The organism is Pseudomonas sp. NFACC32-1 (genome assembly GCF_900101215.1).
In the GTDB taxonomy this organism is placed as follows: Bacteria; Pseudomonadota; Gammaproteobacteria; order Pseudomonadales; family Pseudomonadaceae; genus Aquipseudomonas.
In genome coordinates this window covers 51202-65917 of sequence record NZ_FMUL01000005.1, presented here as the reverse complement: position 1 = coordinate 65917, position 14716 = coordinate 51202, and the positions used below count along the sequence as shown (strand labels likewise).

Here is a 14716-nt window from a genome sequence, read left to right as displayed (position 1 = left end):
CGAAACGGATCAGCCGCTCCATGCCCATCAGCGAAGGCTGCTCGTGGCAAACCGTCAGGGTGCCTTGGGAACTGTCGACAGCTTCCTCGATACGACGCATCTGTTCCATCAGGACGCGGCTCGAAAAAGGGCCCGCAGGGAAAACCGGTCGAACATGGGCAAAGGTCTCGCAGCACTCAGGAAGGGCGAGACTTTGCAGTGGATAACAGGGGAAATAAGTCAGCGAAAGAAGCGGTGGATGTAGGGCGATTCTTTAAATTCACCAGAGCGAACAACGACCCATCCACCGAGGCTCGCACGCTGCGCCTGCCTTGTGGATAAGTCTACAGGTCGTGGCCTTCGAGCTTCTGGAGCCGGTCCTCGGCCAACGGATGTCCGGCCTTCGCCGCCAGCGCCCACCAGCGCGCCGCTTCGACCGGGTCCGGCGCCTTGCCGACCGTTCCGGTCATGCTGAGCACGCCGACCTGATAGGCCGCCTTGCCATCCCCCGCCAAGGCCGCCAGCCGCAACAGGCGAATACCTTCGGCCCGGGCGCCCAGCCCTTGGCCGCGAAAGGTGAGGATATGGCCATAGAAACTCTGGGCACCGACATCGCCCAGGTTCGCCATGCGGGAAAATTGCCCCTCGAGCCACGCCCAGCCGCGAGGCTGGCGGACGAACCATGGCCAGTGGAACAGTCGGCGCGCCAGCCAGTAACCGGCCCGTGCCTTGATACGCCAGAACATCAGGCCTCCGCCGACTCGGGATACTCGTATTCGAACACCCGGACCACTTCGGAGGCATGCCATGAGGCAGCGGCCACACCATCGGAAGGACCGGAGAAGCGCCCAAGGCGCTCGACGCACTCGAAGAACCCCGTGCGTGGCAACCGGCTGGCGCCCTGGCTGATGACCAGCGAACTGCGCAGAGGCTGCTCGGCCCGGGCATCCAGCGCTGCCAGATGCTCGAGGGCCGCGGTCAGGGTCTGCATGGCCGGGCTGGGCAATTGCAAGCGCTCCAGCAACGCCCGATACGTCAACAGATGGCGCTGGCGGCGCGCCTGGTCCAGTTCCCCCAGCAATCCATCCCAATGCTGTCGACTGATGCGTACACTCACGATTCATCCCTCCAACCTGGCACCGTCAACTCCCAGGCCAGACTACGCCGAATCGCGGCATCGGGCTGACGCTCGCCGCTTTCGATCATGGCCAGATAAGACGGGCTGATTCCTACCGTGCGGGCCAGCGCCTCGATGGCGATGCCCTTCCCTTCGCGCAAACTGCGTAATTGATCCAGACCAGGAAGGTCCTGACCGGGTGTCGCCGCCGGATGGACCGTGGCTTCGTGCGGCGGTGCTTGATGGATGCCTGCGGCTTTCAACAATGATTGGTACTGATCCCACGGTAAAACCGCATACTCGGGCTCTCCGTCGCGCGTGATTATCTGAATATCCATGACTACCCCGTAGGACAACAACACTTAGCGAGTCAGCTTTTTTCCTAGGAAGTGTAATCCTAAATAGTGGCTAAGGTCGCGGGGCGATGAATCCATGAGGAAAATGCAACAGGATCAGTTTTTTTTCTGACCTTCGAGTTGAAGCTGCTCCGGGGTGTCCGGAAGCCTTTCGACCCGCACGAGCTTCTCGGGCAGTTGTCGATCACGCCAGGCACGAAAGGCACTGAGCTCGGCATCGAGGTTTTTCATGATCCATGCCAGCACGGCGATATCATCGAACATGCCGAACATAGGCAGCAGGTCCGGTATGGCGTCCAGGGGGCTGAGGAAATACATCAGGCCTGCCACGATGGACAGCAGCGATTTGGCGCTCACGGCCCGGTACTCACCACGCCAGTAAGCCAGGCACAAGGCCTGCAGCAGACGCAGGTCATCCTTGAGCCGACCCAGGCGACCGCCCTCCCGGGCACTCTTGCTGGCCACGGCAAACAACAGCGTCGGCAATCGACCGCGAGCCAGCAAGCGCCCCGCCAAAGGCAGGAATCGGGCAAAATTCCACGGTGCCTTCATTTCTTCTTCCCACTGAAATGTTATCCACACAAATTGTGGATAACCTTGTGAACAGACCTGCATTTCACCGCTGAAGCCCCCGTTGCACAAGGGCCCGGCTTAGATCGGGCGTTTTTTACTCACTAAAAAAACCCAATATTTCATTGACTTGACCGGCCGACTGGGGCTAGCGCGGCGCCTGTAATGCCTATGACTGCCGCCTGCGGCATGCGTTCGTTTTTTTGATGTTGCCGGCGCCCGCATACAAAAACGCCCCGCATGAGCGAGGCGTTTTCGTTGAGATCAGACGCGGTTACTTGGCTGCGTCTTCTTTTGCCGGATCCTTGATTGCCAGCAGTTCCAGGTCGAACACCAGGACGGAGTTGGCAGGGATGGCCGGACTCGGGCTCTGGGCACCGTAAGCCAGGTCGCTCGGGATGTACAGTTTGTACTTCTCGCCGACATGCATCAGTTGCAGGCCTTCGACCCAACCCGGGATCACGCCGCTGACCGGCAGGTCGATCGGGCTGCCACGTTCAACGGAGCTGTCGAACACCTTGCCGTCGATCAGCTTGCCGGTGTAGTGGACAGTCACCACGTCAGTCGGCTTGGGCTGTGGACCGTCGGCCTTCTTGACCACTTCGTACTGCAGGCCAGAAGCGGTGGTGGTTACACCCGACTTCTTGCCGTTCTCTTCGAGGAATTTCTTGCCGGCGGCCGCCGACTCTTCACTCATCTTGGCCATGCGCTCTTCGGCACGCTTTTGCAGCGCGGCAAAGGCTTCGACCAGTTCTTCGTCTTTCAGCTTCTGTTCTTTCTTGCCGACGGCATCTTCGATGCCCTGGGCGACCGCTTTGGAGTCCAGGTCATCCATGCCTTCCTGAGCCAGGCTCTTGCCCATGTTCAGGCCAATACCGTAGGAAGCTTTCTGCGCCGGGGTTTTCAGCTCTACGCTGGTCTGCGAGTCGCAACCTGCGAGGACCAGGCCAACCAGGGCAACCGCCGCCGCCAACCGATGCTGTTTCATGCTATTTCCTTGTTCATGCGCCTAAAGGGCAATCGAGTAAAGCCGCGAGCTTATCAGGCGGCCACGACCAATGGCTACCGGCATGTGAGCCACAAACCAGTGATAAGTTCAGGCGTGCAAACGCAATTTGATCCTGGGCCGATTAAGGCTCCGTTATCCAGGGCGCATAGCGACAAATCACCGCGACTCGCAACCCTACGATAATGGCCACTTGCCGGCCACGCGCCTCTGAGGCATAAGGGCTTATCAAAAAAACAAGGACGTTACCGTGCGCCTTCTCTCCCGCATCCTATTGTTGATCCTCGTGCTGCTTTTTGTCGCAGTGGCCGTAGTGCTTTATTACGTCGCCAACCCTCGCCTCCCCTTCTATACCCCGGTCGAACAGGTGCATTACCTGGACCAGTGGAGCGCCGCCGAGCGCCAGACGTATTACTTCACTCCGCAGGGAACCCAGGTCAAAGGCCTGCGCTACGACTGGTTCACCGCGCTGGAGCTGCCGTTTTCGCAAGAGCGCTTCGCCTCGCCGCAATACCTGGCGCGCTTCGGCTTTCTGGTGGACCCGGCGCAGAAGCCCTCGCCGCAAAACCCAGGCAATCTGCCGGTGGGCTTCACCCGGCACCAGAACGCTGGCAGCAGCGAGCAGTTCCTGGATATCACCTGCGCCGCGTGTCACACCGGTGAACTGCATTTCAAGGGCCAGGCAATAAGGATCGATGGCGGCTCGGCCCAGCACGTATTGCCCTCCAGCGTCCCGACATTGCGCGGCGGCAGTTTTGGACAGGCCCTGGTCGCCAGCCTGGCGTCGACCTACTACAACCCCTGGAAATTCGAACGCTTCGCCCGAAAGGTGCTGGGCCAGGACTATGATGCCCGCAAGGACGAACTACGCGAGGCCTTCAAGGACTCCCTGGACACTTTCGTGCGCACCGCATGGAACGACACCCATCGTGGCCTCTATCCCACCGAGGAAGGGCCCGGCCGTACCGACGCCTTTGGCCGTATCGCCAACGCCAGCTTCGGCGATGCCATTTCGGCGAAGAACTACCGCGTCGCGGACGCGCCGGTGGATTACCCGCAACTGTGGGAAATGTGGACATTCGACTGGGTGCAGTGGAATGGCTCGGCCCAGCAGCCAATGGCCCGCAACGTCGGCGAAGCCCTGGGCGTCGGTGCCACGCTGAATTTCTTCGACGCCCAGGGCAAGCCGCTGCAGGGCGATGCGCGCTACCCGTCCAGCGTGCGCGTGCGCGACCTGCATACCATCGAAGAGACGCTGCAACTGCTCAAGCCGCCGGTCTGGCCGGAAGCATTGCTGGGCCCGGTCGATAAACCCCTGGCCACCAAAGGCCGGGCCCTGTTCGCCGAAAACTGCGCCGGTTGCCACGTGCCCAAAGTGGTCCAGGGTCCCGACAGGCCGGTCCAGCAACTGCACATGCTGCCCGTGAAGGTCATCGGCACCGACCCGGGCACCGCCAACAATATCGCCGATCACCGCTTCGACCTGACCAGCCTGCAATGGGACCCGGCCGAACTGGCGAAACTGGAAGTGCAACTGCACCCTACCCCGACGCAACCGCTGGACATGAGCCAGCTCTCGGTCGCCAAGGGCCTGGCCTACGTCACGGCATTCGTCGAAAACCGGGCTTACCGCGACGCCGGCGTGACTCCAGAGGAGCGTCCGGCACTGGATGGCTTCGGCTTGCCCATTGGCGTGCGCGAACTGCGCGCCTACAAGGCTCGTCCGCTGGCCGGCGTGTGGGCCACGCCGCCTTTCCTGCACAACGGCTCGGTACCGACGATCTATCAGTTGCTCTCGCCCCAGGCCGAGCGGGCGACCACCTTCTATAAAGGCAGCTTCGAATACGATCCACGGCACCTGGGCTATCGCACCGAGGCCTTCACCAACGGTTTTGTCTTCGATACCCGGATCACCGGCAACCACAACAGCGGCCACGAATTCCGCGCAGGCGAACGCGGCAACGGTGTGATTGGCCGCCTGCTGCAGCCGCAAGAGCGCTGGGCGCTGCTGGAATACCTCAAGGTGCTCGGCGGGCCACTGGAGTCGCAATTGTGATGATGAACTTTTCAGGCAAAAGGATTGACCCATGCTGATCACGCTCTGGCTGCGCCTCGGCGCCTTTCTGGGCAAGATGCTCCTGTGGCTGCTGGGCATGGGACTGCTCGGCTGGGCCCTGGCCACGGCCTGGTTCGCCTGGCAACACAGCGGACCGGTCCCGGACAAGGAACAGATGCCGCCGGGCGAAACCGCCATGACCCAGGACATCATCCAGACCGCCATTCGCATCGTCGATCAGCATCGCGAAGGCACTCGTTATCTGCGGGACGCCCATGCCAAGGCCCACGGCTGCGTGATGGCCGAAGTCCAGGTACCGACCGACCTGGCCGCCCCCTTGCGCCAGGGCGTATTCGCCGAACCGGGGAAGGTCTGGCAGGCAACCATGCGGCTGTCCAACGGCAACGCCTACCCTCAGTTCGACAGCTTGCGCGATGCCCGCGGAATGGCCATCAAATTGCTGAACGTGCCGGGCAGGCAATTGCTGGCAGAACGGCAATCCCAGGCTGAACAGGATTTCGTGATGTTCAATCATCCGAACTTCTTCGTCAGCGATGTCGCCGAATACCGTCAGAACGTAGCCGCCCAGGCCGACGGCAAAAAGGCCATGGCGTTTTTTCCAAGCATCGATCCACGCACGTGGCAGATTCGCCATCTGTTCATCGCCCTGGCAACCCTCTCGCCACCGCCCGCCAGCCCGACCCAGACAACGTATTTCTCGGTATCGCCCTACAAGTTCGGCGAGGCCAACGCGAAGTTCCGTGTCGCGCCGGATCCAGGCAACTGCCCGGAATACACCCTGCCGCCACAAAACCAGGACCTGCCGAACTTTCTACGCAGTGCATTGAACCAGCAACTGTCCACGGACCGTGTGCCAGCGTGCTTCGTCCTGCAGATCCAGCGCCAGGACCCAAGCAAATACATGCCGATCGAAGACACCAGTATCGAATGGCGGGAGAGCGACGCCCCGTTCGAGACGGTGGCACGGATCAAGGTGCCCGCCCAGGACTTCGACACCCCCAAGCAGAACCTGGCCTGTGACAACCTGTCCTTCAATCCCTGGTTCGGCATCGAGGCCCATCGCCCCATCGGCGGGATCAATCGGCTGCGCAAGGCGGTATACGAGGCGGTCAGCGATTACCGTCACACCCGTAATGCCGAGCAATAAGGGCCGGTCGCGCCAAACGCCAGGCAACAAAAAGCCCGCTTGTTAAGCGGGCTTCTTGCAGATGACCTGGCGTTCAGCGTTCCAGGTAATCGAATATGGCGCAGCGGACGGGACTCGAACCCGCGACCCCCGGCGTGACAGGCCGGTATTCTAACCGACTGAACTACCGCTGCGCGTAACATTGAAAGCTTGGTGGGTGATGACGGGATCGAACCGCCGACATTCTGCTTGTAAGGCAGACGCTCTCCCGGCTGAGCTAATCACCCTGTACTTTCGATGCGGGGCGCATTTTCTCACAGTTTTTCGTAATGTGCTGATTTAATTAGCAAAAAATAAAAACCGCGATCGATGCGCACCACAGGAACTGCAAACAGCAAAAAGCCCGCGTTAGCGGGCTTTTCGTGGTGACCTGGCGTTCAGTGTTCCAGGTAACCGAATATGGCGCAGCGGACGGGACTCGAACCCGCGACCCCCGGCGTGACAGGCCGGTATTCTAACCGACTGAACTACCGCTGCGCGTAACACTTGAAGCGAAATGGTGGGTGATGACGGGATCGAACCGCCGACATTCTGCTTGTAAGGCAGACGCTCTCCCGGCTGAGCTAATCACCCTTCGCTTTCGGTGTGGCGCGCATTCTACGGAGCGCCCTCACGACTGGCAAGCACTTTTTAAATTAATTTTCTCAGGCCTTCCAAAGGCTTAGCGAAGGGTTGGCCTATGGCGCCGCGAAGAGAATAATGCCCCCCTTTGTATAAAGGAGAGATTCACCCCATGTGGTTCAAGAACCTGCTTATCTATCGCCTGACCCAAGATCTGCCTTTTGATGCCGAGGCGTTGGAAACTGCACTGGCCAGCAAACTGGCGCGTCCATGTGCAAGCCAGGAGTTGACCACTTACGGTTTCGTCGCGCCATTCGGCAAGGGCGAGGACGCGCCGCTGGTGCATGTCAGCCAGGACTTCCTGCTGATCGCCGCGCGCAAGGAAGAGCGCATCCTGCCCGGTAGCGTCGTGCGCGATGCGCTGAAGGAAAAGGTCGAGGAAATTGAAGCCGAACAGATGCGCAAGGTCTACAAGAAAGAGCGGGACCAGCTCAAGGACGAGATCATCCAGGCGTTCCTGCCTCGCGCCTTTATCCGTCGTTCGTCCACCTTCGCCGCCATCGCACCGAAGCAGGGCCTGATCCTGGTCAACTCCGCCAGCCCGAAACGCGCCGAAGACCTGCTTTCCACCCTGCGCGAAGTCATCGGCTCGCTGCCAGTGCGTCCATTGACGGTCAAGACAGCCCCCACCGCCATCATGACCGACTGGGTCAAGACCCAGAAAGCCGCGGACGATTTCTTCGTGCTGGACGAATGCGAATTGCGCGACACCCACGAGGACGGTGGCATCGTGCGCTGCAAGCGCCAGGACCTGACCAGCGACGAAATCCAGCTGCACCTGAACACTGGCAAGGTGGTGACCCAATTGTCGCTGGCCTGGCAGGACAAGCTGTCCTTCGTGCTCGACGACAAGATGGTGGTCAAGCGCCTGAAGTTCGAGGATCTGCTGCAAGACCAGGCGGAACAGGACGGCGGCGACGAAGCCCTGGGCCAGTTGGATGCCAGTTTCACACTGATGATGCTGACGTTCGGCGAATTCCTGCCGGCCCTGGTCGAAGCCCTGGGCGGGGAAGAGATTGCGCAGGGGATCTAAAACGCAACGGCTTACCCTTGTGGGAGCGAGCCTGCTCGCGATAGCGACATGGCAGTCACCGATATGTTGACTGACACTCCGTAATCGCGAGCAAGCTTGCTCCCACATCAGTATTCGATGCTCTTGATAATAAGGATCAGGTCATGCGCGCACTGGCTGCATTGAGTCGCTTTGTCGGCAATACCTTCGCTTACTGGGTACTGTTTTTCGCGGTGCTGGCATTCTTCCAACCGCAATGGTTCGTCGACCTTAAAGTTGCCATCGTCCCCTTGCTGGGCCTGGTGATGTTCGGCATGGGCCTGGCCCTGAAGCTGGAGGATTTCGCCGAAGTGGCCCGTCATCCAGGCCGTGTGGCCCTGGGGGTGATTGCCCAGTTCGTGATCATGCCGGTACCGCCTGGCTGCTGTGCCAGGTGTTCAGCCTGCCACCGGAGATCGCGGTCGGCGTGATTCTGGTGGGATGTTGCCCAAGCGGCACGTCGTCCAATGTCATGACCTGGTTGGCTCGTGGGGACCTGGCCCTGGCCGTGGCGATTTCCGCGATCACAACCCTGCTCGCACCTGTGTTGACCCCAGCGCTCATCTGGTTGCTGGCCTCGGCCTGGCTGCCGGTATCGTTCTCGGCATTGTTCTGGTCGATCCTGCAAATCGTGCTGTTGCCGATCGCGTTGGGCATCGTTGCGCAACGCCTGCTAGGCGCCCGGGTTCGCCATGCCGTAGAAGTGCTGCCGCTGATATCCGTGGTAAGCATCGTGATCATCGTGGCGGCGGTGGTGACAGCCAGCCAGGCGAAGATTGCCGAATCCGGCCTGCTGATCATGGCTATCGTGATCTTGCACAACAGCTTCGGTTACCTGCTGGGCTATTTCACCGCCCGCGTGTTCGGCCTGCCATTGGCCCAGCGCAAGACCCTGGCGCTGGAAGTGGGCATGCAGAACTCCGGCCTCGGCGCGGCCCTGGCCAGTGCGCATTTCTCGCCACTGGCGGCGGTCCCCAGTGCGCTGTTCAGCGTCTGGCACAATATTTCCGGAGCGCTGCTCTCGACGTACTTCCGGCGCATGAGCGAAAAGCGCGACGGCGAAACCCTCGGCACCCGGCAAACAGCCGATTAAGTCAGGCTTGATCGAGTGCCCGATCATGGGCACTCTATCCTTCCACTGCGGGGACGACCCCGCTACTCGATTGAGTCTTGAATCCGGGGACGACCCCATCCATCGATGAGGTGTCTGATGTCTTGGATCATTCTATTTTTTGCTGGCCTGTTCGAAGTCGGCTGGGCCGTAGGCCTGAAGTACACCGACGGGTTCAGTCGTCCTCTCCCCACGGCACTGACAATTGCCGCCATGGCCATCAGCCTGGGCCTGCTCGGCCTTGCCATGAAGGAGTTGCCTCTGGGCACAGCCTATGCGATCTGGACGGGCGTAGGCGCCGTGGGCACGGTGATCGCCGGGATCATTCTGTTCGGCGAATCAATGGCGCTGGTTCGCCTGGCCAGCGTGGCATTGATCGTTGCGGGGTTGATCGGGCTCAAGGTCAGCGCCTGATCGACCCGTGGGGGCGAGCTTGCTCGCGATAGCGGTTTGCCTGTGACATCAACGCCAGACAGATTGCAATCGCGGGCAAGCTCGCTCCCACAGTTTTTCTGCCCTAGCGGACAGTGCCGCGCAAATCGCCCACCAACGCCTGCAAACTCGAAGGCGTTGCCGCCTCGACCGCGACCGCCGAACCCGCCACCAGCGTCACCCGCGACCAGAACCGACGAAACAGCCCTTTGGCCGGGTCGCGACTGAAGAAGCTGCCCCACAGGCCCTGCAATGCCAGGGGAATCACCGGCACCGGGGTTTCCTGGAGGATGCGTGTCAGCCCGCTCTTGAACTCATTGATCTCACCGTCAGCCGTCAGTTTTCCTTCAGGGAAAATGCACACCAACTCACCGTCCTTCAGGTACTGCGCGATTCGGGTGAAGGCCTTTTCGTAGATGTGGATATCTTCCTGACGCCCGGCAATCGGAATCGTCCCGGCGGTACGGAAGATAAAGTTCAGCACCGGCAGGTTGTAGATCTTGTAGTACATCACGAAGCGAATCGGCCGACGCACTGCACCGCCAATCAACAGCGCATCGACGAAAGACACGTGGTTGCAGACCAACAGCGCCGCCCCCTCATCGGGGATCGCCTCCAGGTTGCGATGCTCCACGCGGTACATGGAATGGCTCAGCAGCCAGATCAGGAAGCGCATGCTGAACTCGGGGACAATCTTGAAGATGTAGGCGTTGACGCCGACGTTCAGCAGCGAAACCACGAGAAACAGCTGCGGTATCGACAGCTTGGCCAGACTCAACAGGACGATGGATACAATCGCCGAAACCACCATGAACAAGGCATTGAGGATGTTGTTGGCGGCGATGACCCGTGCCCGTTCATTTTCAACGGTTCGCGATTGAATGAGGGCATACAGCGGCACAATGTAGAAACCGCCGAAGATGCCGAGGCCAAGGATGTCCATCAGCACCAGCCAGGCGTGTCCGAATCCCAGTACCTGGAGCCAACCGTGGCCGTCGACGCTGTCGGGGATCGCACCGGAATGCCACCATAGCAATAGCCCGAACACTGTCAGGCCGAACGAACCGAACGGCACCAGGCCGATCTCGACCTTGCGCCCGGACAAGCGCTCACAGAGCATCGAGCCCAGGGCGATGCCCACGGAAAACACCGTCAGGATCAAGGTCACCACGGTCTCGTCCCCGTGCATCCACTCCTTGGCATAGGCGGGAATCTGCGTCAGGTAAATCGCCCCGACGAACCAGAACCAGGAGTTACCGACGATGGAGCGGGATACCGATGGGGTCTGGCCCAACCCCAGCTTCAGGGTGGCCCAGGATTGGCTGAAGATGTTCCAGTTCAGGCGCATCTGCGGCGAAGCCGCCGCTGCCCTCGGAATGCTGCGACTGGCCAGGTAGCCAAGCACGGCAATACCGACGATCGCCGTGGACACCACTGGCGCATAATGAGTCGAGGACATCATGATCCCCGCGCCGATGGTACCGGCGAGAATCGCCAGGAAAGTGCCCATCTCCACCAGGCCATTGCCACCGACCAACTCGTCTTCGTGCAACGCTTGCGGCAGGATCGAATACTTTACCGGCCCGAACAGCGCGGAATGTGTCCCCATGGCGAACAACGCCAGCAACATCAGCCATAGGTGGTCGAACAGAAACCCCACTGCGCCCACTGCCATGATGACGATTTCGCCAAGCTTGATCAGACGAATCAACGCATCCTTGGCGAATTTTTCCCCGAACTGCCCCGCCAATGCCGAGAACAGGAAGAACGGCAGGATAAACAGTAGCGCGCAGAGGTTGACCCAGATCGAACGGTCACCCTCGATGGTCAGCCGGTAGAGGATCGCGAGGATCAGCGACTGCTTGAACACGTTGTCGTTGAACGCCCCAAGGGACTGCGTGATGAAGAACGGCAGGAACCGCCGCTTGCGGAGCAAGGTGAACTGTGACGAGTGACTCATCTTCCATGTACCTGAGTGGCTTGGACGCTTATTGGAATGACGTTTTTCGATCCAGGCCACACATTACCCCACGACACGCCGCTTTGGAGGGGCCGGGCAATTATTTCGCCAGCCCCGCGATGCAGGGCGACACGAACAACTCACCGTGCCATGCCCCCAGCAGGGTACGACGGGCGACGATCAGCCACATCAGCAACAGCGATACCACCAGCAGGCAACCGAACCCGGTGAAGAACGCCAGGCCCAACAGGCTCGCCAGCTTCAGCGTCGTCAGGGCGTAGACCCCCAGGGGAAAGGTGAACCCCCACCAACCAAGGTTGAACGGGATGCCGTCGCGCAGATAGCGGACGGTGATCAGCACCGCCATCAACATCCACCACAAGCCCAGGCCCCACAGGGTAATCCCCGCCACCAAGCCCAACCCGGCAGCGATTTCGCCGACGCCCGGCAAGCCGTTGGCGGCAAATATCCCTGGCGCTTCGCTGCCCAGGAGCAACATGCCCAAGGCACCGGTACCGATCGGACCGAGGGCCAGCCAGCTCGAGGCCGCCATGTTTTCGTGAGGCAGTTTGTGCAAGGCCATGCGCAACAGCAGAATCGTCAGGATGCTGAAGGCCACGGGCAGGGAGAACGCCCAGAGGACATAGCTGGTGACCAGCATCACCCATTGCGAATGCACGTCCGCCAGGTGCGGTGCCAGGAGCCCGCCGCTGGCAGCCGCCACCTCGGCGGCCACCACGGGCAGCAGCCAAACGGCGGTCATCTGGTCGATCCGGTGCTCCTGACGGGTGAACATCAGAAATGGAATCAGCACGCCGCAGGCCAGCGACATTGCCACGTCGATCCACCACAAGACTTCGGCAATGGGCACTGTTGCCTCCCCCCAGCGAGGCAAGCCGAACACCAGCAAACCGTTGATGATGGTTGCCAGCCCCATGGGAATGGTGCCGAAGAACATCGAAACCGTGGAATGCCCAAAGATCCGCCGCGCCTCATCGAAGAACAACACCCAACGGGCGGCGTACAGGCCGGCGAACAGCACGAACAACGCGGCATTGAACAGCCACAGTCCTTCACCCAGCAGGCGCAGCCCGGATCCTCCTCCCGGCCACTGGGCCAAGGCCAGGGCCAGCACCCCGGTGCCCATGGTCACGGCGAACCAGTTCGGGGTGAACTGGCGAATGGCTTCCAACGGCCTGGGCAAATGGCTCAATGGGCGCAAGCGATTTCTTTCGGTGCAGCATGTCATGGCGAACTCCTGTCCTCGAATGAGGTGGAGCCATGCTAGATCCGAATTGAATATCTATATAACGGGTAATTTTTTTATAGCTAATCTATTTTATAGATAAGTCACACACTGCGTTGCTCCACCGCCCTACCCTGCGCCTGACGCAGCAGCCCCCATAACGCTCCGGCGGCCAGCAACATCAATATGGCGCCGTAGCCATCGGTGGTGGCGATCAATCCGAACACCCGGGTCAGGTTTCCGGCCAGCAATGATGGAAGACTGAAAGCCAGATAACTGAGGACATAGAACGCCGACATCAAGCCAGCCCGCTCGTGGGGCAAAGCCAGCGGCATGATGCTGCGCAACGCGCCCAGGAAGCCGGCACCGAAACCACTGCCGGTCACCAGCGTACCGAGGAAAAACAGCGGCAGGCTGCCGCCATGCACCGCGATCAACACCAGGGCCAGGCCGCTCATCAATAAGCCGGCGGCAAGACGCAGTATTTTGTCCGCTCCCTGGTTGCGCAGCGTATAGATGGACAATGCCCCCGTCAGGGTCAGCACCGCCACCAGCGCGCCCCCCATCAGGTTGGAGGTCGATCCGGTTGCCGCGCGAACCAGGGACGGGGCCAAGGACAGATAGAAACCACCCACTGCCCAGGCCGCCAGGTTCAGTGGCAATACCAGCCATAACGCCCGCCGCGCCTGCACAGGGACATGCAAGGTCGGACGCAGGGATTGCCAGGCCCCGGGCTGCGGACTGACGCTTTCGGCCAGGCGCCAGAGGTAAGCGGCCTGGAGCAGGAACAACCCCAGCAGGATCCAGTAGGCCAGTTCCAGCGGCAATGGGGCGTACTGCGCCAACAGGCCAGAACCCAAGGCCCCAAAGGCCATGCCGAGCAAGGGTGCGAGACTGGTGATCAAGGGACCTTGGCGGCGGTCGAAATCCAACAGCGCAGCGCCAAGCACGCTGGTGGCCATGCCGGTGGCGAAACCTTGGATCAGACGGGCCCAGATCAGCCAACCGATGCTGTCGGCGTTGATGAACAGCGACATGGCCAATATGTTGAGCAACAACGCCACAAAGATCACCGGCCTGCGCCCCAGGTAATCCGACAGCGACCCCACCGTCAGCAAGGCGGCGAGCAGACTGAACGCATATACGCCAAAGATCAGCGTCAGGATCGCCGGGGAGAATTGCATGTGTTCCTGATAAAGGTGATACAACGGCGTCGGCGCACTGGAAGCGGCGAGAAAACCGAGCAAGGTGATGGCCAGGAAAATCAGGCTGGCACGGGTCGAAGCTGGACGAGACATGGGCACACTCCGCAAGGGATCATCCGCAAAAGCTAATTTTTTGCTTTTGCGCAGTGTGCTACCGATGGGTGCTTAAAGCAAATTCTTTGTGTTAAGGTCCGCTGCATGGCTATTAAAGAAGGTTTACGCCCCGGCGGTCGAAGCGCCCGGGTCCAGGAGTCGATTCATTCGGCGGTCCGCACCCTGCTCCAGGAGCAGGACCGCGCCACCCTCACCGTGCCGCAGATCGCCGCGCGTGCCGGCGTGACGCCGTCCACCATTTACCGGCGCTGGGGCGATCTGGCTGCCTTGCTGGCAGACGTCGCCATCGCCCGCATGCGCCCCGACAGCGAACCAGCCAACACCGGTAGTCTGCGCGGCGACCTGCGCGCCTGGGCCGAGCAGTATCTGGACGAAATGAGCTCCGAACCCGGGCGCAACATGATGCGCGACATCCAGGCCTGCGCTACGCCTGGGCATTGCGTGGGGATTATCAGCGCTCAGTTGCAGATCATCCTGGATCGCTATCCCGAGGCGCCAAACCCGGGCATCGAGCGGCTGATCAATGTGGTGGTGGCGCCGACGGTGTTTCGCATTCTCTTTGCGACCGCTCCGCTGGAGGTCGAAGAGTTGTATCGATTGATCGATCTGGCCTTGGCTCGGTAGCCTGCGACGGCAACGGACCGGCTCGCGAATCGCTCCGGCAAAGCCCTCTCCCTATGGCCCG

Annotated in this window: 13 protein-coding genes, 4 tRNA genes and 1 pseudogene; 6 read left to right on the top strand and 12 right to left on the bottom strand. The window is 60.8% G+C overall.

Annotated elements, in window-relative coordinates:
- Positions 1 to 323: 323 nt before the first annotated feature.
- The 5 genes from BLP99_RS10150 to BLP99_RS10130 form a co-directional block, all read right to left on the bottom strand.
- Positions 324 to 725: an SEL1-like repeat protein gene (locus BLP99_RS10150; protein ID WP_072393934.1), complete on the bottom strand. Its 402-nt coding sequence runs from the start codon at positions 723 to 725 to the stop codon at positions 324 to 326.
- Positions 725 to 1096, bottom strand: coding sequence for a hypothetical protein (locus tag BLP99_RS10145; RefSeq protein WP_003179080.1), 372 nt, complete (start codon positions 1094 to 1096; stop codon positions 725 to 727). The genes BLP99_RS10150 and BLP99_RS10145 overlap by 1 nt, the downstream gene beginning before the upstream one ends.
- The gene (locus BLP99_RS10140) at positions 1093 to 1434 is read right to left on the bottom strand and encodes a helix-turn-helix domain-containing protein (RefSeq protein ID WP_072431647.1); all 342 of its coding nucleotides are present in this window, start codon (positions 1432 to 1434) and stop codon (positions 1093 to 1095) included. Before BLP99_RS10140 ends, BLP99_RS10145 begins: the two co-directional genes overlap by 4 nt.
- Before the next feature lie 114 nt (positions 1435 to 1548).
- Entirely contained in the window at positions 1549 to 2004 is a 456-nt protein-coding gene (locus tag BLP99_RS10135) for a YkvA family protein (RefSeq protein ID WP_072393937.1), read from the bottom strand.
- Between the two features lie 292 nt (positions 2005 to 2296).
- Positions 2297 to 3010 (bottom strand): BamJ family beta-barrel-assembly machinery protein, encoded by a 714-nt coding sequence (locus tag BLP99_RS10130; protein ID WP_072393940.1) that lies wholly within the window; start codon positions 3008 to 3010, stop codon positions 2297 to 2299.
- Positions 3011 to 3278: 268 nt separating this feature from the next.
- Here BLP99_RS10130 and BLP99_RS10125 point away from each other — a divergent pair, with 268 nt between their 5' ends.
- Both BLP99_RS10125 and BLP99_RS10120 read left to right on the top strand, forming a co-directional pair.
- Positions 3279 to 5084: a di-heme-cytochrome C peroxidase gene (locus BLP99_RS10125; protein ID WP_092180258.1), complete on the top strand. Its 1806-nt coding sequence runs from the start codon at positions 3279 to 3281 to the stop codon at positions 5082 to 5084.
- 31 nt (positions 5085 to 5115) lie between these two features.
- Positions 5116 to 6252 carry a catalase family protein gene (locus BLP99_RS10120; RefSeq protein ID WP_076406444.1) on the top strand — a complete coding sequence of 379 codons (1137 nt, stop codon included), beginning with the start codon at positions 5116 to 5118 and terminating at the stop codon, positions 6250 to 6252.
- A gap of 96 nt (positions 6253 to 6348) precedes the next feature.
- On the opposite strand, the gene BLP99_RS10115 is transcribed toward BLP99_RS10120, so the two are convergent.
- The 4 genes from BLP99_RS10115 to BLP99_RS10100 all read right to left on the bottom strand — a co-directional run bounded on the left by BLP99_RS10115 (position 6349) and on the right by BLP99_RS10100 (position 6864).
- Positions 6349 to 6425: transfer RNA gene (locus tag BLP99_RS10115), tRNA-Asp, on the bottom strand.
- A 17-nt stretch (positions 6426 to 6442) separates the two neighbouring features.
- Positions 6443 to 6518: transfer RNA gene (locus tag BLP99_RS10110), tRNA-Val, on the bottom strand.
- 173 nt (positions 6519 to 6691) lie between these two features.
- Positions 6692 to 6768: transfer RNA gene (locus BLP99_RS10105), tRNA-Asp, on the bottom strand.
- A 20-nt stretch (positions 6769 to 6788) separates the two neighbouring features.
- Positions 6789 to 6864, bottom strand: a tRNA-Val gene (locus BLP99_RS10100).
- Positions 6865 to 7024: 160 nt separating this feature from the next.
- Between BLP99_RS10100 and rdgC the strand changes: the two genes are divergently transcribed.
- The 3 genes and pseudogenes from rdgC (at position 7025) to sugE (ending at position 9488) form a co-directional block, all read left to right on the top strand.
- Entirely contained in the window at positions 7025 to 7945 is a 921-nt protein-coding gene (rdgC, locus tag BLP99_RS10095) for a recombination-associated protein RdgC (protein WP_072393949.1), read from the top strand.
- Between the two features lie 143 nt (positions 7946 to 8088).
- Positions 8089 to 9056, top strand: a pseudogene (locus BLP99_RS10090) (bile acid:sodium symporter family protein).
- A gap of 117 nt (positions 9057 to 9173) precedes the next feature.
- The gene (sugE, locus tag BLP99_RS10085) at positions 9174 to 9488 is read left to right on the top strand and encodes a quaternary ammonium compound efflux SMR transporter SugE (RefSeq protein ID WP_003204587.1); all 315 of its coding nucleotides are present in this window, start codon (positions 9174 to 9176) and stop codon (positions 9486 to 9488) included.
- 103 nt (positions 9489 to 9591) lie between these two features.
- On the opposite strand, the gene BLP99_RS10080 is transcribed toward sugE, so the two are convergent.
- The 3 genes from BLP99_RS10080 to BLP99_RS10070 form a co-directional block, all read right to left on the bottom strand.
- Entirely contained in the window at positions 9592 to 11466 is a 1875-nt protein-coding gene (locus tag BLP99_RS10080) for an MFS transporter (protein WP_092180256.1), read from the bottom strand.
- A gap of 100 nt (positions 11467 to 11566) precedes the next feature.
- A complete protein-coding gene (locus BLP99_RS10075) occupies positions 11567 to 12715 on the bottom strand; it encodes a TDT family transporter (RefSeq protein ID WP_072431626.1) in 1149 nt (382 codons plus the stop codon).
- A gap of 101 nt (positions 12716 to 12816) precedes the next feature.
- Complete coding sequence (locus tag BLP99_RS10070) at positions 12817 to 14010, bottom strand: MFS transporter (protein ID WP_072393961.1); 1194 nt, start codon at positions 14008 to 14010, stop codon at positions 12817 to 12819.
- Positions 14011 to 14115: 105 nt separating this feature from the next.
- Between BLP99_RS10070 and BLP99_RS10065 the strand changes: the two genes are divergently transcribed.
- Positions 14116 to 14655 carry a TetR/AcrR family transcriptional regulator gene (locus tag BLP99_RS10065; RefSeq protein ID WP_072393964.1) on the top strand — a complete coding sequence of 180 codons (540 nt, stop codon included), beginning with the start codon at positions 14116 to 14118 and terminating at the stop codon, positions 14653 to 14655.
- Positions 14656 to 14716 lie beyond the last annotated feature (61 nt).